Here is a 16,878-nt window from a genome sequence, read left to right as displayed (position 1 = left end):
GCTTTTTAAGCCGCTGAGGTGTGATGATGGAAAAGTTGGAAAAAACCCTGGAAGAATGGAAAGCCATGCTCGATCCGCAGCAGTACGAGGTTTGCCGCCTCAGTGCCACCGAGCGACCGTTCTCCGGCAAATACAACGCAACCAAAACCGACGGCGTTTATCACTGTGTCTGCTGCAATGAGCCGCTGTTCGACTCCACGACCAAATTCGATTCCGGCTGCGGCTGGCCGAGCTTCTACGCGCCGATCGGCGAAAGCGCGATGACCGAAATACGTGATACCACGCACGGCATGATCCGTACTGAAGTGAAGTGCGCGCGCTGCGATGCGCACTTGGGCCATGTGTTCCCCGACGGTCCGCCGCCGACCGGGCTGCGTTATTGCATCAATTCGGTATGCCTGAACCTCGAACCGCGGGCATAACTGATCGAAGGCGACCTTCGGGTCGCCTTGTTATTCGATAATTAAATTGCACACAATTTAATTGCTCGCTATGTTTGGTCTTTCCCGACTGTCTTCGGAGCCCCATGCCATGAGCGACAACCTGCTGCACATTCCGTGCACCACCATTAAGGGTGAGCAAAAGACCCTCGCCGATTTCGCTGGTAAAGCGGTTTTGGTGGTCAACACCGCGAGCAAATGCGGTTTTACCCCACAGTACAAAGGCCTCGAAGAACTGTGGCAGACCTACAGGGATCAAGGCTTGGTCGTGCTGGGCTTTCCGTGCAATCAGTTCGGCAAGCAGGAACCGGGTAACGAAGGCGCGATCAGCGAATTCTGCGAACTGAACTTCGGTGTCAGTTTCCCGCTGTTCAAGAAAATCGAAGTCAACGGCGCCGGCGCGCATCCTTTGTTCGTGCAGTTGAAGAAACGCGCCCCGGGCGTACTCGGTTCGCAAGGCATCAAGTGGAACTTCACCAAGTTCCTCATCGGCAAGGACGGCCAGTTGGTCAAGCGCTTCGCCCCGGCCACCAAGCCGCAGGACCTGAGCCGCGAGATCGAAGCCCTGCTCAAATGAACAGCCTGCCGGTCGATTCGTTGAAGCTCGACAGTCAGCTGTGCTTCAAGTTGTACGCCGCCTCCCGGGCGGTGATTCGCGCCTACAAGCCGATGCTCGATCAGCTTGGCCTGACGTACCCGCAATATCTGGCGATGCTGGTGTTGTGGGAATGGCAGGACAGCGCGCCGGAGCAACCGACCGTCAAGGCGTTGGGCGAGCGCCTGGCGCTGGACTCAGGCACGTTGACGCCGTTGCTCAAGCGTCTGGAGCAATTGCATTGGGTGCAGCGTCAGCGTTCGACGCGCGACGAGCGCGAAGTTCACCTGAGCCTGACGCCGGCCGGGCAAGCCTTGCGTGAGCAGGTCGGGCCGCTCAAGGCCCGGCTGCTGTGCGACAGCGGGGTAGATCTGGACCGCCTCAATGACCTGCGCGACGGTCTCGATCACTTGCTGGGGCAGATCAAAGCGCTGTCGTAGTCGGGATCCATTGATCGAGCAGTGCCGCCAGTTCTTCACGGCGGAACGGCTTGGCCAGATAGTCGCTCATGCCGGCGGCGCGACAGCGCTCACGTTCCTCGGACATGGCGTTGGCCGTCAGGGCGACGATGGGCAGGTGCGGCCAGCGCCCGCTCTGGCGGATCTGCCGGCTGGCTTCGTAGCCGTCCATGACGGGCATGTTGCAGTCCATCAGCACCAGATCGAATTCGTGATACTCCAGTTGATCCAGCGCTTCGGCACCATGGGCGGCGACGATGACCTCGCAGCCCAGTTTGCCGAGCATGCCTTTGGCCACCAGTTGATTGACCGGGTTGTCCTCGACCAGCAACACCCGTCCGCGCCGCACCGAGGGCGATGTTTCAAGTTGCGCATCATTGATGGCGACCACGTCCGGTTGCAGCGTACGCCGCAGGTTCTGGTAGAGCGCGTTACGCGCCAGCGGTCGCGCCTGTTGTTGCAAAGGCGCGAGTGCGGCGGCTTCTTCGCTCGGCAGGAAGCTGCCGTAGGCGGTCACCAGCAAAATCGGCGCAGCGAGCGTCGGGCGCAAGCCGAACAGACACTCCGGACAATCGGTGATCACCACGTCCGGCGTCAGGCCCAGCAGTGAGTCATCGATGGTGCGCTGCTCGTATGTAAGTCCCCACACCGGCAGCAGGCTTTGAAGCAGCTCCGCCAAGCCACTGCTGGCGGCGGTGATGGCGAGGATTTTCCCGTGCAGCGGCGCAGGTGCCAGCGCGCGGGTATGGCAGGGCAGAGGTAGCTCGGCACAGAACTGACTGCCAAAACCGGTCTCCGAACTGATGGTCAGGCGCCCCTGCATCGCTTCGCAAAGGTTGTACGTCAGCGCCAGTCCCAGCCCGGTGCCGCCGTACTGGCGAGTGATGCCGGCGCCCGCTTGAGTGAACGGCTGGAAGATTTTCAGCTGTGCGTCCTGGGCGATACCGATGCCGGTGTCGCAGACCTCGATGCGCACGCCATCCTTGTAGGTCGACAAGCGCACATCCACCCGGCCGAAGCGGGTGAATTTCAGCGCGTTGGACAGCAGATTGCTGACGATCTGCCGGACGCGGGTCGGATCGCCCAGCACCAGTGCCGGGAAGTGCGGATCGATCAGGCAGGTCAGCTCGACGCTCGGCGCGGCATTCTGCGACAGCAGGTTGGCGGTGTCTTCGATCAAGGAGCCGAGATCGAACGGGATGTGCTCTAGCTCCAGTTGCCCGGCATCGAATTTCGACAGGTCGAGGATATCGTTGAGCAACTCGACCAGCACCTTGCCCGAATCGTGGGCGATCGACAGCTGTTGCTGTTGTTCGGCGTTCAACGGGCCGTCGAGTGACAGTGCGATCATCCCCAGCAGGCCGTTGAGCGGCGTGCGGATCTCATGGCTCATGTTGGCGAGGAACGCCGAGCGGGCCTCGGCCATTTCCAGCGCGGTGCTGCGGGCGACTTCGAGTTCCTGATTGGACTGGCTGAGCCGCGCGTTGATTGCCTTGAGTTCGGCGGTGCGCGCCGAGACGATGTTTTCCAGTTGCCCGAGGTAGTCGGTCAGGCGGTTTTCGGCGTTGCGCCGTTGTTGAATCTCGGTGGCAATGTTCTCGAATTGCTGATTGGCGACTTTGACCAGCACGCCGATTTCATCGTTGCCGTGGCCGGACGGACATTCCAGCGTAGTCGGCTCGGCACTGCGCGGGTCGCGCCCACTGAGTTCGCGGATCACCCGCACCAGCGGTTTGGTCAGCATCACGTAGAACAGTGCCAACAGGATGCCGGTGAGAATCAGGCTGCGCGCGAACCCATTGAGCAGGGTGACCTCGGCCCGGCGCAGAAAACGGCTGCCGAAGGCATAGGTGTCGACCTCAAGGCTCAAGACCCCCAGCGATTCGTTGGGCAGATGATCCAGATACAGACGATCCTCGAACTGGCGCTTGGCGCCAAACAGGAAGTCGCTGATCACCCGATAGCCGCTTTGCAGTTCCGGGCGTTTGACGCTGGCCAGCACCGTACTGTTGTTGTCGATCAGTTGCGCCGAAATGATCGCCGGTGAGCGCAACAGGCCCAGGGTCAGTTCCTGCGCCAGTTCGGCGTCGATGTTGTAGGCGATCCGTGAGGCCGGGTTATGGCTGATTTCCAGCAAAGACAGGATTTCACGGTTGATGGAGGCGTCTTCACTGGCATAATCGATGCCGATTTGCAGCAGGCTGAGCAGCGTGCCCAGAATGAACCCGACCAGCACAGTAAGCCTGGCTTGCTTGTAAGACAGCCGGTGGGTGAATTTGATATCCATGGGGTGTTGAACCACTTCCGTTTCCCTTCGCTGCTCAAGCATAGTCGATCATGTATGGATACCGAGGTTCCCGAATCGCCTTGTAACAAGGCTTGGTAGGGTGAATTTTATCTGTGTGTCGTCGCAGCAATCGCCATCATCACTGTGAACGTGCCCGAGGAGAAGACGTGGATTCCCGATTGAATGCTTTTCTTGAACGCGCCGAGTCGGTTCTGGCGCGGATCGAACCGTTGTTGCCGGCACCACGGCCGGTGATCGACTGGGGCACTTGTCTGGCGGCGCGCTGGCAGCGCGACGGGCGCAGCGGCTATCTGTTGCCGCTGGAAGTCAGCCTCGACATGCGCCTGTCCGACCTGATCGGTGTCGACCGTCAGCTCGAACAACTGGGGCGTAACACCCAGCAATTTCTCGATGGCATGCCAGCCAACCATGCATTGCTCTGGGGCTCGCGCGGTACCGGCAAGTCGTCGCTGGTGCGGGCCTTGCTGGCGGAACACGCCGCCGCAGGCCTGCGCCTGATCGAGATCGAGCGCGATCATCTGGCGGATCTGCCGCGGGTGGTCGAGCAGATCGGCAAACTGCCGCAACGTTTCGTGCTGTTTTGCGATGACTTGTCGTTCGAATCCGGTGAGGGCGATTATCGCGTGCTCAAAAGCGTGCTCGACGGCTCGCTTGAGCAGGCCCCGGACAACGTCTTGCTGTACGCCACTTCCAACCGTCGCCACCTGGTGCCGGAGAAAGAAAGCGACAACGAAAACTGGAAACGCGTCGACGGCGAACTGCATCCCAGCGAAGCCGTTGAAGACAAGATCGCGCTGTCGGACCGTTTCGGTCTGTGGCTGTCGTTCTACCCGTTTACCCAAGAGCACTTCCTCAACGTCGTCGAGCACTGGATCGGCCAGTTGGCAGCCAAGGCCGGCCTGAGCTGGCAGCGCGACGAAGAACTGGACATCCTTGCCGTGCGTTGGGCCACCGGCCGCGGTAATCGCAACGGACGTTGCGCGTACCAATTCGCCCGTTACTGGGTGGGACTGAAATTGTTGGAGCACAAGGCATGATTGATTTGCAACAAAGCGGCCAGGGCCTCGAGGGCTATGGCATGTTGGCCGCACAGCTGGAATCGCTGCTGGCGGACGAGCGTGATTTCATCGCCAACGCCGCGCAGTTTTCGGCGTTTCTGTTCAACCAGCTCGATGACTTGAACTGGGCGGGTTTTTACCTCAATCGCAATGAAGAACTGGTGCTCGGTCCGTTCCAGGGGCAGATCGCCTGCGTGCGCATTCCGTTCGGCCGTGGCGTGTGTGGCGCGGCGGCAGCGACTCGGCAAACCCAGCGCGTTGAAGACGTGCACGCGTTCCCGGGACATATCGCCTGCGACAGCGCTTCGAACAGTGAGCTGGTCGTGCCGCTGGTCAAGGAGGGTCGTCTGATCGGTGTACTCGACCTCGACAGCCCGAAACTGTCGCGTTTCGGTGCGCAGGATCAGGCCGGTATCGAGCAACTGGCAGCGATTTTCCTGCGTCTGACCGACTGCTGATCACGCGGTGAGGCCAGCCTTGTGCAACAGGCTGGCCGGATCCACGCTGTCGATCTGCTCTGGATCGAGAAAGCGCACGGCGTACTGCATGTACACGCCCTCATTGATGAACAAGCCAAACAGTTGTGCATCGATGTGCGCCTCGCGGGACATGGTCGCCATGATGGCCAACGCTTCATTCAAGGTCTTGGCTTTCTTGTACGGGCGGTCGGCTGCAGTCAGCGCCTCAAAGATATCGGCAATCGCCATCATCCGTGCCGGCAGGCTCATGTCTTCACGCTTCAGGCGTTTCGGGTAACCCGTGCCATCCATTTTTTCATGATGACCGCCGGCGATTTCGGCAATGCTGTCGAGGTGGCCGGGGAAGGGAAGGTGGCTGAGCATCATGATCGTCTGCACCATGTGATGATTGATCACATAACGCTCTTCGCGGGTCAGGGTGCCACGACTGATACCCAGGTTGTACAGCTCGCCGCGATTGTATTTGTAGTGCGGCACATCCAGTTTGAAGCCCCACGGATTGTCTTCGGGAATCAATTCGTTCGGGTCGCGTTCGAGCAAATGCTCAGGCTTGTCTGCCAGAAGCTTTTCACTGACCGGTAAACCCGGTGCCGGCGTGCGCGACTGACGCCGATTTTCTTCCCATGACACACCCAGTCGATCATCAAGGGTGCGCAGCCAGGTGCGCCGGGCCAGATCATCGAGGCGTTGCAGATCTGCTTCGGCCATCGCTTCACTGCCCAGATTGCAGCGGGCGACAAACGCAAAATCATCGTCCAGCGCCGTCAGCGTAGCATCGCGCAGCTCGGCCAGTGCACCCTCGTCGCCGCCCAAGGCCCGTGCCTGCCAGTAACTGATCCAGGCATCACGCTTGAGCACTTCGAAACGGGTGCGGATTTCATGAATACGGTCGTTGATGGTTTCCAGTTTGGTGGCCTTGTCGACCACGTATTCCGGCGTCGTGACCTTGCCGCAATCGTGTAGCCACGCGGCAATGTGCAAGGCTTCCCATTCATCCTCGTTCGGCTGGTAGGCGCGGAAGGCGGGCGCCTGACTGGCTGCCGCAGCCTGGGCAAGCATCAGCGTCAGCTCTGGCACACGCTGACAATGCCCGCCGGTGTAGGGGCTTTTGGCGTCGATGGCGCCGGCGAGTAATTGAATGAAAGCGTCTAGCAGTTGTTTCTGGCGGGCTTGCAGGCGCTGACTCTCGATGCTCACCGCCGCAGCGCCGGACACAGCCTGGAGGAAAGCGATACGGTCGGGGCGAAGTTTTTCCAGGTCGGCTGCGGCGCCGCTGTCGTTCACCAGCAGAATCAGCAGACCGATGGTTTCGTCGTGGCGATTGTGCAGGCGGATACCGATGAGATGGATGCGTGGCGATTGCATCGCCAGCAGAACCTTCTGCAGATCCCCGGCCTGATCGACGCCGAAGTTGCTGACCACGTTGTTGGCGCTGACCAATTGTTCGAACCACGCCGGCCCTTTGTTCTGTTGCAGGTCGTGGCCCTGAATATCGAACGCTTCCAAGGCCTGGGAAATGCCATCGATCACCAGCCCGTAAGGCTCCATGCGACTGCTGTCGCTTTCACGCAGATAGATCAGCCCTGCCTGCGCCTGGGCGATCTGCACTGTTTCGAACAGCACCCGCTGCAGCAGCGGGGCGAAGCGGGTTTCGGCGCCGAGGGTGTCGGTGATCCGGAAGAAGCTCGACAGGGTGTCCTTCATACGCGCCATCGACACACTCAACTGGTCGACTTCAAGCACTGGCGAGCGTCGGGCCAGCGGAAAATTGAAATCGAAACTGCGGATCGCGTCCGCTTCCTTGACCAGCGCATGCAGGGGCTTGACCAGTATCCGCGAAATCACCCAGCCCAGCGGCAGGCACAACAGCAGGGTCGCGAGGGTGATCAGCGCGCCTTGCCAGCGTAAACGGTAGGCATCGATCAATAACTCGTCTTCCGGCACCAGCAGCGCCAACTGCAAACCTTTCGGGCCGCCCTCCTGAATGCTGCTGCGGGCGACGATCCACTGACGACCATCGGCTTCCAGGCGATTGCCCTTGGCTGCTCCGGACAACAGCGCATGCAAGCCTGGACTCAGATCCGCCGCTTTGGCCAGATGCGCACTGCTACTGTCGACGATCAGGCGCTCGCTGTCGGGATAGGCCACGGCGTTGCCGTCGGCATCGAACAGGGCAATCTCGGTGGCGGGTGTGACAACATGTTTGCTCAGCGCAGCCGACAGGGCGACCAGCGTCAAGTCAGCGCCGATCACTGCGTTCTCGCCGCTGCGGCGGGCCAGCGTCGTGCCGACATTGCGCGTGGAGAAAAACACGTAGGGTTCGGTGGTGATTTGTTGGTTTTGCTGGCGAGCATCGTTGAACCACGCGCGGCTACGCGGATCGTAGCGGTCATCGGGGTTGTCCTGACGGCTGATCGGCGTCAGTGCCTGATCGAAAAACAGCGATTGCGAGTGCACCGCGCCCTGCGGGTCATGTTCGATACTCCAGACCTGATACGTCGCCGTCTCAGGGGCCTTGAGCAGCGTTTTCAGCGCAGCACTGCGTAGTGGGCGCACCATGAAGAAATCGCCATTGGCATAACCCAGATATAGCGACGCCAGATTGGGATTGTCGCTGAGCGACTGGCTGAACGGTCGGAGCAAGGGCAAGCGTTGTTCAAGGCGCACAGCCTGAGTGGCAGGGTCATCCGCCAGCAAACTCAGCAGGTGGCGGATCGGCTGATAGGTGGCAGACATGTCCAGCCGCACGTCCTGTTCGATCCGCTCGAACAGCTTCTCGCTGCTCGAAAGGATGATCTGCGTGGTCTGGCGGTAATTGAACAATCCCAGCACGACCCCGGTGAGCAGCAGCAGGAAGGTGAACATGACGCTGATGTGCACATGCAGCGGAAACCGGCGTTGCTCCGGGCGCAGTGGGCTGGGCATTTCTGGCTCTCCATGATGGTTAACTCACTGCTCAGCGCCAAGCATAGTTAAGGCACGCTCATTGTGCCTCGATCCGACAACGTCAATTGTTGCTGAAGGGCCTGCTCCAGTTCGAGCATCGCCCGGTTGCTCGCCTCACAATGGCGGGCGATCTCAGCGCTCGTCAGCGCTTCGGCGCAGGCCTGCTCAAGGGCATCGCAACATTCGATCACGCGCGTGGCCTGAGCAATGCGCGCGGCACCCTTGATCTTGTGGGCGACCACTGCCAGCGCGCCGCGATCATGTTCGGCCGACAGCGCGAGCAATTCCTGGCGGTCGAGACGGCTGCTGTTGAGTAACTCGGCCAGCAGTCGGCGAGCCTGCGCCGGGTTGCCACCGGTGAGCATATTCATGTTTTGCAGATTGAATGCCGGAGGAATTGATGCCGGCGTGATGCCATCGACCCACTGGCTGAGCAGGCTCAGGCTCAGGGGCTTGAACAGACAGTCGTTCATGCCGGCCTGTTTGCAGCGCTGGATTTCCTCGGGTTGCGCATTGGCTGTGAAGCCCAGCACGGTGCACGGCGTGCCGCGTGTCTGCAGTTCATGCTGACGAATGGCGCGAGTCAGTTCATAACCATTCATCAACGGCATGTTGCAGTCGACGATCACCAGATCGAAATGGCCAGCCTTCCACAGTTCCAGACCGCTGCGGCCGTTCTCGGCAATGCTGAAGTGATGGCCGAGAAACTCCAGTTGCTGACACATCAACAGGCGATTGGCCGGGTGGTCGTCTACCACCAGCACAAGCAGGGGCGAGCTGGATGTTTTGATCGCAGGTTCACTTTTGGCGGTATTCACCTGTATCGGCAGTGTTTCCAGCGCCAGCGAGAGGCAGACCTGGGTGCCGATGCCCGGCTGGCTGCTCAGTTGCAGTTGTCCGCCCATCATTTCGCACAGATTGCGACTGATCACCAGCCCCAGCCCGGCACCGCTTCTGCCTTGCTGACTGCTGTTTTCGGTCTGGGCAAACGGTTCGAACAAGCGTTGTTGATCCTCCGCACTGATGCCGACACCGCTGTCTTGCACAGTCAGTTGTAGCAGGGCGCGCGCCGGCACCTCGGTATTCATCAGATCGAGGGTAATGCGCACATGGCCTTGTTCGGTGAATTTGATCGCGTTGCTGACCAGATTCGACAGCACCTGTTTGAAACGCAGAGGGTCCAGATACACATCGACGGCCAGATCCGGCGGATTGAAGATGACTTGCAGGGAGAGATTCTTCTGTCGTGCGAGACCGTCGAAGATCCTCGCCACTGACGTCACGGTGTCGACCAGATTGACCCGTTCCGGGCAAAGACTCAGGCGCCCGGATTCGATCCGCGCAATGTCGAGAATATCGCCGATCAGACCCAGCAGGTCTTTGGCCGAATGATAGGCCGTGTCGATCGATGAACGATCCGGATGCTGTTGATCCATGCGTTTGAGCGTCAGTTCGAGCATGCCGATCACGGCATTCATCGGCGTGCGAATCTCGTGACTCATGGTCGCCAGAAACGTGCTTTTCGCCCGATTGGCTTCATCGGCCTGTTCTTTGGCCGTGCGCAGTTCCTCGAACAGCTGACGGCGTTCACTGATGTCGATCCAGCCGCCAATGATGCCTTTTACGTCACCGCTGGAGTCGCGGTACGGCAGTATCCAGTGGTAGATCGTCAGGCGTCGGTTGCCGATGTGCAAAGGCCGGTCGACGACCATCGGTGTGCCTTCTGCGACGACTCGCTGGTAATCGGCCTGAAAAGCCTGAGCCTCGAAAGCGTTGCTCAGGGTGCCCTCAATGACGCTTTTGCCGATGACGTCTTCACGCTTGGCATTGAAGGCTTCGAGATAGCTTTCATTGCAACTTTGCAAGAGACCCTGGCGGTCGCGAACGTAGATCGGATGCGGTGTGCCGTCGACCAGTGAACGCATGAATTCGAACTGGTCGTTCAGCGCGCGCTCGGCGGCCTGGCGTTGTTTGATCTGGTGACGCATGTAGGCGTTCCAGGCCAATAGCAGCAGCAATAGCAGACAAGCACCGATGATCACTTGGTAGAACAGGCGCTGGTAGTTGTGCCAGATGTTCTGCGATGACGTGGAATAACCGCGCCAGCGACCATTGATCACGCCCAGCTCATCGGGGGCGATGCTCAATAACGCCTTGTTGATGATCGACGTCAGTTCCGTGTTGTCCCGCGCGGTCGCCAGTGAAAATGCCGCCTGGCCGGTGCCGATGGTGGTGGTGATCTGCAGCGCCTGATTAAAGATCCGCGAAGAAATGAAGTAGTTGGCAATCACCAGTGAGTTCACCGCGCCGTCGACATGGCCTTCGGCGAGCAGCGACACTGCGCTGAAGGTGTCCGCCGTTTCGATCAACTGGATGCGCGGGTATTCTCGGCGCAGGTATTCGACCATCGGATTGCCTTGGGCTATCGCCAGTTGTTTGCCTTTGAGCTGGCCCAGATTGGTCGGGCCATCGGCGCTCTTGCGGGTCAGCAGAACGTATGAGTTTTCCAGGTAAGGACGACTGAAATTGAGCGTTTTTTCACGTTCCGCCGACGGTAGCAGGGCGGCGATCAGGTCGGCTTGATGACGGTCTATCTGCTGGATCATTTCCGCGTCGTTTCGGCTGCGGCGGATCTCGAAACGCAGGCCGGTACGCAGGCGAATCAGCTCGAGCAAGTCGGCGCTGATGCCTCGAAAATTACCGTCGTTGTCAAAAAATGTCAGGGGCGCGAATGCTTCATTCACGACCACACTGACCACCGGATGCTGTTTGAGCCAGGCTTCTTCGCGCTGGGTCAGCTGCAGTTTCTGATCGGTGAGCAGCAGATCGCTGCCGGCGCTCCAGCGTTTGGCGATGTTGTCACGCTCACTGGTCGGCACGGCCTTGATCACGCTGTCGATGATCGCCAGCAGTTGTGGGTTGTTGCGGCGTACGGCGAAGCTGAATCCCTGGGCTTCCTGTTTGCCGAAGTTGGCCATGCGCACGTTGTTCAGGTAGCCCTTGTTGATCATGTAGTGAGTTGAAAGGGTGTCGCCGAGGAACACATCGGCCTGATCGAACGCTACGGCATTGATTGCATTCTGGTAGGAGGGGTAGCAGGTAATGAGCGCTTTGGGGTACAGCGCCTTGACTTCGGGCAGCGGCAAATAGTGATAGACCATGCTCAGCCGCAAGCCGGCCAGGCCTTCGGTGAGAGAGCGGGTTTCGTCTTCGCGGGTGACCAGCACAGGTTGGTCAACTGCGTAGGGGCTCGATAACGCGAGGTTGGCATTGCTCGCTTCGAAGCCGTTCGCGGTACCGAGCAGATCGACCTGGCCGTCGATCAATGCACGAATGGCAGCATCCCGAGAGGCAAAGCGCTGCACCCTGATCGGCAAACCGGTGGCCTGGCCGAGGAGCCCGGCGTAGTCGGCCGTGAGGCCTTCGTAGTCCTTGCCACTGACTGTCATGTCAAAAGGCGGGTAGTCGGGCGCCGAGGTGCCCAGAACCAGTTCGCTACGTGCAAGCAGCCATTGCCGTTGGGACTGTTCGAGCGTGACCGGCACCGGTTCGTTCACCGATCGGCTGAGCAAGGCATAGTCCGGTGATGTGCCAGGCATGGCGTACACGCTGGTGCTCAGGTAAAGACCTGCGCTCAACGCAATTAGATAGTCCTTTAAACGGCTGGGCATGCGGGCTCTCACACGAGTGCGTTTCGTTTGGCCATCTCGATAAGTTCTACAAGGGATTTGGCCTTGAGTTTCTGCATCAGACGTTTTTTATAAGTGCTGACGGTTTTATTACTGAGAAACATGCCCTTGGCGATTTCCTTGTTAGTGCGACCTTGAGCGAACAATTGCAGAACCATTAATTCGCGATCATTGACGGATTTGAACAGTTCCAGTTCGGCAAAACGGATGTCGTCAGTGCGCACCGGATTCAATGCTTGACTGGGGAAATAGTTGTAACCGGAAAGTACCGCTTTGATGGCGCTGACCAGTTCGCTCAAGTCTTCCTGTTTGCAGACATAACCCGATGCGCCGGATTGCATGCAGCGAATGCCGAACAGTGTCGGACACTGTGCCGTCAGAATCAGGATTTTCAGCGGGGATCCCATGGCATTGAAGCGGGCCAGCACTTCCAGGCCGTCCAGCTTGGGGATGCTCACATCGAGAATCACCAGATCGGGCATGCATTCGCGCACCATTTGCATGGCATCGACCCCGTTATCGGTTTCACCGACGACCTTGTAACCTTCATGCTCCAGCAACATTCGAACGGCGAGACGGATGACCGGGTGATCGTCGACAATAAAAACGGAGTTCATAATCAAATCCCATGCAAGCACGAATAAAGCGCGCACCTTAGCTCAGATGAATGAGCACTCGCATGAAGTGACATGGCTCCAGTCACGCTATCGGATTATTCCTACAATTAATGAGGAATCGGACTACGGTCAAACTAGGATTGACGTAAGGAAGTGCAGGAATTGAATGGACTTATAGTTTGCCTTGATTGATTTGCAAGTACTGGCTGTAAATGGGTTTTTGTAGATGTTTAAAAGTTGCTGAATGTCCTTTGGGGAGGCGCGCGTTTCCAGCGATATCAGCGGTTCGTTAATCTTCCGCGGGTCGACGATGACAGGGTGTATGCAGAGGGCGGCCATTGTTATGGCCACCCGCAGGCGAGAGGGTCAGTGGCTGGAGCGGCCGGTCATTTCCAGCGCCATATCGCTGGCGTAACTGTCGGTCATGCCGGCGATGAAGTCGATCATGCGCAGAAACGACGTGTGCAACGAACCCTGAGGATCCGGTGCGTTACTGCCCAGCAAATCGAGAATGCGTCGGCTTTTGAACGACGGCGTACGACCGTTGTGTTGTTCCAGCGCGGCACCGCAGAACGAATTGAGCAAGATCTCCAGCGTCGTATAGGCGCCGATTTCATGCAGGGTTTTGCGTTTATCCTGGAAGATCTTCTTGCGGGCGATGTCCTTGGCGTTCAGGACGCAACGCTTGGCCGGGCCATGCATGTGCTCGACCAGATCGCCGTGCAGCGTGCCCGCTAGCAGTGCGTCCTGTTGCTCGACAAAGGCCCGCGCGGCGGCGTTGGTCAAATGCTCGATGGCCTTGCCGCGCAGGATCGCCAGTTTGCGTCGGCGTGAATCCTGCGGGCCGAGCTGACGATAGGTTTCCGGCAGATCATCACCCACCAGCCCGAGCAGCAGGGATTCGACTTCGGCGTATTCCAGTAGCTCCATTTCGAGGCCGTCTTCGAGATCGATCAGCGCGTAGCAGATGTCGTCGGCGGCCTCCATCAGGTACACCAGCGGGTGACGCGCCCAGCGCTGGTCTTCGATTTGCGGCAGGCCCAGTTTGTGCGCGATCTGTTCGAGCAGCGGCAGCTCGCTCTGATAACAACCGAATTTATGTTTCTTGTAGCCCAGAGAATCGGCGTGACGCGCAGTCCACGGGTACTTCAGGTAGGTGCCGAGCGTGGCATAGGTCAGCCGCGTACCGCCGTCGAACTGGTGGTACTCCAGCTGAGTCAGGACGCGAAAGCCCTGGGCGTTACCTTCAAAGTTGAGGAAGTCGCCGCGTTCGGCTTCACTCATGCCGTCGAGCCAACCACGTCCGGCCGCCTGCTGGAACCAGTGACGAATGGCATCTTCACCGGAATGGCCGAACGGCGGATTACCAATGTCGTGGGCCAGACACGCCGACTGCACGACCATGCCGAGGTCGGCCGGGTCACACCATTCAGGCAAGGCACTGCGCAGGGTTTCGCCCACCCGCATGCCCAGTGAACGGCCGACGCAACTGACTTCCAGCGAATGGGTCAGGCGTGTGTGAATGTGATCGTTGCTGGTGACCGGGTGCACCTGGGTCTTGCGTCCGAGGCGGCGGAAGGCACCGGAGAAAATGATGCGGTCATGGTCTTTGTGGAAAGGGCTGCGGCCAAGTTCTTGCGGGCTGTGCAGCGGCTTGCCGAGGCGTTCGCGGTTGAGCAGGGTTTGCCAATCCAAGGCTGATTCTCTCCGTCAGGTGACTGGGGCGTTGGCCCCTAGCTTCCCGGTTCGCGCACGCCCCTGCAAGCGTAACTACAACCCTGCCGCGTCGATGTCGATCAACAGCAAACGCTCACCGTTGTCAAAAAACTGCCCGGCCGTCAGGCAATACTGATTGCTGGTGGCATCGCGGTAGGTATTGGAGAGCGTCAAACGCCGCTCTTCCCAACCTTCGGCGAGCAAATGATAGAAATACGGGCGCCACGACCAGTTGTGCCCCAGATAGCGATTGTCGGCGACCCAGCCATGCTGCCGCCATTCGAGGTTGGGCGTCAGCTGGGTGCCGTGGCGATCGCATTGATAAAACCGCAGCAGCCAGGGGAAGGCGTCCAGTTGTGGCAATGCGCTCAACGGCGCATGCGTCTGAGCCCAGGCTTGCAGGATCGACATCAGTTCAGCGAGTTGCTGGCGCATTTGCATCAGCCGCCCACGCTCGGCGAGCTTCTGCCGGACATAGCGCTGGCGCAGCTCGGCGAAGCGTTGCACGAACGCGTCAGTGGGAAAAAACGCCTCCTGCGCCCGCGCGAACAGGAAACCCTGCACATAGCGCGATCCGCATTCCAGGGCGAAATTCAACTGCGCTTCGGTCTCGACGCCTTCAGCAATGATCCAGCAACCGGTCTTCTCGGCCATCTGCGCGAGTGCCTTGACCACGTCGCCGCTCGGACCGCCCAGTGCTGCGGCCTGGAACAGGCGCATATCGAGTTTGAGAATGTCCGGTTGCAGCGCCAGCACCCGATCCAGTTGCGAGTAGCCGGCGCCAAAGTCGTCGATGGCGATTCTCGCTCCCGCCTCGCGATAGCGCGCGACAACTTCGGCCAGGCGTTGACCATTGCCACCCAGTTCGGTGATCTCGAAGACGATTCGTTGCGGATCGATGTCGTAGCGCGCCAATTGCTTGAGGCTGGGCAGGGCTTGATCGGAGCGCAGACGACTGATCCACCGCGGCGACATGTTGAGGCTGAGAAACCAGTCTGCCGGCGCTTCATGCAAGCGGCTCAAGGCGTTGTCGCGGATTTGCCGGTCGAGGCGGCGCAGGGCAATGGCGGGCGTTCGTGGATCGGCAAACAATGGCCCGACCGAATTCAATTGACCGTCAGCCTGGCGCAGTCGACCCAGCGCTTCAACGCCGGCAATGCGTCCCGTGGCGGTATCGATGAAAGGCTGAAAGCAGGCGAGCGGTTGCCCGTCGATCACGGGGCCTCCTTAGTGGTTCTTGTTCTGGTGAACCCCGCCTACCGGGTAGGCGCACGGGATTGAACCTCCGGATAAAGAGGTTCATCCCGCCGGTATTGCAAGAATGTAGCCAGATGTATCTGGTTAGCGTTTTGCCGAGCTCTGCATGACCAGTTTGATCAGCGGCCCGAGGCTGGTGCCGAGCCGGATCAAACGGCTTAACCCACCGACGCCGCCACTTTTCGTGCCTTTGCCAGTGATAAAGCCCAATAGCGTAACGGCAGCCACGCCCCACAATGGCGCGTGTTTGATGCCGAAGCCACCTTGCAGGTTTTGCGTCATGCCGCGCACGCGTTGCAGCGGTTGCAGCACTTGCCCGGCTTCATGACGAATTTCCTGGCGATGCATTTCCATGCGCAGGCGGATCAAGGCCTTGCGCATTTCCCGACGCGAGCTGTTGTGTGGCAGTTCAGGCAGGCTCATGGCAGCAGGCGCTCCCGGTCGTTGGCCAGCTCTTCGAGCGTGCCGTGGAAAGGCGAGGACTCATCGAAGATCGCCGCCTTGAGGCGCAGCGCGCAGAAGATCGAGGCCAAGGTATAGAAGACGCATAGGCCGATGATCGCGGCGAGACGGTAGGTGTCCCAGAACACGATCATCACCAAGGTCGATAAACCCACCAGCAACAACAGGGCAAAGACCAAGGCCAGACCGGCGAACAGCAACAGGCTGACGGTGCGTGATTTCTGCTCCTGCAATTCGATGCCGAACAATTCGACATGGCTGTGCAGCAGTCCGAGAACGGCGGCGCCCAGGCGTCGCGTGGAAGAGGCAGTGCCCGCAGTCGGGCCGGATTCACCGATCGACATAATCAGCGCCGAGTGGCCAGCAGGCCGATCAGGAAGCCAACACCGGCAGCAATGCCGACGGACTGCCAAGGGTTGGCCGACACATAATCTTCAGTGGCGGTGACAGCCGCCTGACCGCGATCGCGAAGGGTGTCTTCGGTCAGTTTGAGGGTTTCGCGGGCGCGCAGCAGGCTGTCGTGGATCTGCTCGCGCAGCTCATCAGCCTGATCGCCGGCCAGGGTGGCGGTGTGCTCGAGCAACCGTTCGGTGTCGGCGACCAAAGTCTGGAAGTCGTTCATGAGGATTTCTTGAGCAGTCTTTGCCTTGATGCTGGCCATGGGTGGATCTCCGTAAGTGACGTCTGAAGCGTTCGAGTATGAGCCTTGCGCGAAGGTTCAGTACAAATGACTGGTACAACTTTTGCTGTGTCGTGGTGCGTCGCCCGGCGGTTGTGCGCTGTTGCCGGGCGCTCGCGTCAAGAAACCTTATCCCAAACAAGCCCGGTTCGTGTCAGGACATCGACCTAGTGC

The 16,878-nt window shown here is 59.5% G+C and carries 14 protein-coding genes; 5 read left to right on the top strand and 9 right to left on the bottom strand.

Annotated elements, in window-relative coordinates; genetic code table 11:
* Positions 1–26 precede the first annotated feature (26 nt).
* From msrB to ACZ0A4_RS14985, 3 genes are all read left to right on the top strand, one after another.
* The gene (gene msrB / locus ACZ0A4_RS14995) at positions 27–422 is read left to right on the top strand and encodes a peptide-methionine (R)-S-oxide reductase MsrB (protein WP_463575387.1); all 396 of its coding nucleotides are present in this window, start codon (positions 27–29) and stop codon (positions 420–422) included.
* Between the two features lie 109 nt (positions 423–531).
* Positions 532–1,017: a glutathione peroxidase gene (locus ACZ0A4_RS14990; RefSeq protein WP_463575386.1), complete on the top strand. Its 486-nt coding sequence runs from the start codon at positions 532–534 to the stop codon at positions 1,015–1,017.
* Positions 1,014–1,475, top strand: a complete 462-nt coding sequence (locus ACZ0A4_RS14985; RefSeq protein WP_463575385.1) for a MarR family winged helix-turn-helix transcriptional regulator — start codon at positions 1,014–1,016, stop codon at positions 1,473–1,475. Before ACZ0A4_RS14990 ends, ACZ0A4_RS14985 begins: the two co-directional genes overlap by 4 nt.
* Here the strand turns inward: ACZ0A4_RS14985 and ACZ0A4_RS14980 are convergent.
* A complete protein-coding gene (locus ACZ0A4_RS14980; protein ID WP_463575384.1) occupies positions 1,459–3,780 on the bottom strand; it encodes a hybrid sensor histidine kinase/response regulator in 2,322 nt (773 codons plus the stop codon). The genes ACZ0A4_RS14985 and ACZ0A4_RS14980 overlap by 17 nt on opposite strands.
* 167 nt (positions 3,781–3,947) lie before the next feature.
* On the opposite strand from ACZ0A4_RS14980, the gene ACZ0A4_RS14975 reads away from it, so the two are divergent.
* Together ACZ0A4_RS14975 and ACZ0A4_RS14970 are read left to right on the top strand one after the other, a co-directional pair.
* Complete coding sequence (locus ACZ0A4_RS14975; RefSeq protein WP_007908631.1) at positions 3,948–4,838, top strand: ATP-binding protein; 891 nt, start codon at positions 3,948–3,950, stop codon at positions 4,836–4,838.
* Positions 4,835–5,317 carry a GAF domain-containing protein gene (locus ACZ0A4_RS14970; protein ID WP_141127374.1) on the top strand — a complete coding sequence of 161 codons (483 nt, stop codon included), beginning with the start codon at positions 4,835–4,837 and terminating at the stop codon, positions 5,315–5,317. Before ACZ0A4_RS14975 ends, ACZ0A4_RS14970 begins: the two co-directional genes overlap by 4 nt.
* On the opposite strand, the gene ACZ0A4_RS14965 is transcribed toward ACZ0A4_RS14970, so the two are convergent.
* From ACZ0A4_RS14965 to ACZ0A4_RS14930, 8 genes are all read right to left on the bottom strand, one after another.
* Positions 5,318–8,263 (bottom strand): HD domain-containing phosphohydrolase, encoded by a 2,946-nt coding sequence (locus ACZ0A4_RS14965; RefSeq protein ID WP_463575382.1) that lies wholly within the window; start codon positions 8,261–8,263, stop codon positions 5,318–5,320.
* 47 nt (positions 8,264–8,310) lie between these two features.
* Positions 8,311–11,955 (bottom strand): transporter substrate-binding domain-containing protein, encoded by a 3,645-nt coding sequence (locus tag ACZ0A4_RS14960; RefSeq protein ID WP_463575381.1) that lies wholly within the window; start codon positions 11,953–11,955, stop codon positions 8,311–8,313.
* A gap of 8 nt (positions 11,956–11,963) precedes the next feature.
* Complete coding sequence (locus tag ACZ0A4_RS14955; RefSeq protein ID WP_463575380.1) at positions 11,964–12,590, bottom strand: response regulator; 627 nt, start codon at positions 12,588–12,590, stop codon at positions 11,964–11,966.
* A gap of 366 nt (positions 12,591–12,956) precedes the next feature.
* A complete protein-coding gene (locus ACZ0A4_RS14950) occupies positions 12,957–14,285 on the bottom strand; it encodes a deoxyguanosinetriphosphate triphosphohydrolase (protein WP_141127377.1) in 1,329 nt (442 codons plus the stop codon).
* 75 nt (positions 14,286–14,360) lie between these two features.
* Positions 14,361–15,524, bottom strand: coding sequence for an EAL domain-containing protein (locus ACZ0A4_RS14945; RefSeq protein WP_463575379.1), 1,164 nt, complete (start codon positions 15,522–15,524; stop codon positions 14,361–14,363).
* Between the two features lie 123 nt (positions 15,525–15,647).
* Complete coding sequence (locus ACZ0A4_RS14940; RefSeq protein ID WP_141127379.1) at positions 15,648–15,986, bottom strand: hypothetical protein; 339 nt, start codon at positions 15,984–15,986, stop codon at positions 15,648–15,650.
* A complete protein-coding gene (locus ACZ0A4_RS14935; RefSeq protein ID WP_007908652.1) occupies positions 15,983–16,369 on the bottom strand; it encodes a phage holin family protein in 387 nt (128 codons plus the stop codon). Before ACZ0A4_RS14935 ends, ACZ0A4_RS14940 begins: the two co-directional genes overlap by 4 nt.
* A gap of 2 nt (positions 16,370–16,371) precedes the next feature.
* Positions 16,372–16,686, bottom strand: coding sequence for an ElaB/YgaM/YqjD family protein (locus ACZ0A4_RS14930; RefSeq protein WP_025113166.1), 315 nt, complete (start codon positions 16,684–16,686; stop codon positions 16,372–16,374).
* Positions 16,687–16,878 lie beyond the last annotated feature (192 nt).

Source organism: Pseudomonas sp. AC172, from assembly GCF_979258595.1.
The sequence above is the reverse complement of the archived record's forward strand: the minus strand, read 5'-3'. Positions and strand labels throughout refer to the sequence as shown.

Coding starts and splice junctions, on each gene's coding strand:
- ACZ0A4_RS14965 (WP_463575382.1), bottom strand. CDS start 8,263: ATGCCCAGCCCACTGCGCCCGGAGCAACGCCGGTTTCCGCTGCATGTG.
- msrB (WP_463575387.1), top strand. CDS start 27: ATGGAAAAGTTGGAAAAAACCCTGGAAGAATGGAAAGCCATGCTCGAT.
- ACZ0A4_RS14980 (WP_463575384.1), bottom strand. CDS start 3,780: ATGGATATCAAATTCACCCACCGGCTGTCTTACAAGCAAGCCAGGCTT.
- ACZ0A4_RS14990 (WP_463575386.1), top strand. CDS start 532: ATGAGCGACAACCTGCTGCACATTCCGTGCACCACCATTAAGGGTGAG.
- ACZ0A4_RS14970 (WP_141127374.1), top strand. CDS start 4,835: ATGATTGATTTGCAACAAAGCGGCCAGGGCCTCGAGGGCTATGGCATG.
- ACZ0A4_RS14985 (WP_463575385.1), top strand. CDS start 1,014: ATGAACAGCCTGCCGGTCGATTCGTTGAAGCTCGACAGTCAGCTGTGC.
- ACZ0A4_RS14935 (WP_007908652.1), bottom strand. CDS start 16,369: ATGTCGATCGGTGAATCCGGCCCGACTGCGGGCACTGCCTCTTCCACG.
- ACZ0A4_RS14955 (WP_463575380.1), bottom strand. CDS start 12,590: ATGAACTCCGTTTTTATTGTCGACGATCACCCGGTCATCCGTCTCGCC.
- ACZ0A4_RS14940 (WP_141127379.1), bottom strand. CDS start 15,986: ATGAGCCTGCCTGAACTGCCACACAACAGCTCGCGTCGGGAAATGCGC.
- ACZ0A4_RS14930 (WP_025113166.1), bottom strand. CDS start 16,686: ATGGCCAGCATCAAGGCAAAGACTGCTCAAGAAATCCTCATGAACGAC.
- ACZ0A4_RS14960 (WP_463575381.1), bottom strand. CDS start 11,955: ATGCCCAGCCGTTTAAAGGACTATCTAATTGCGTTGAGCGCAGGTCTT.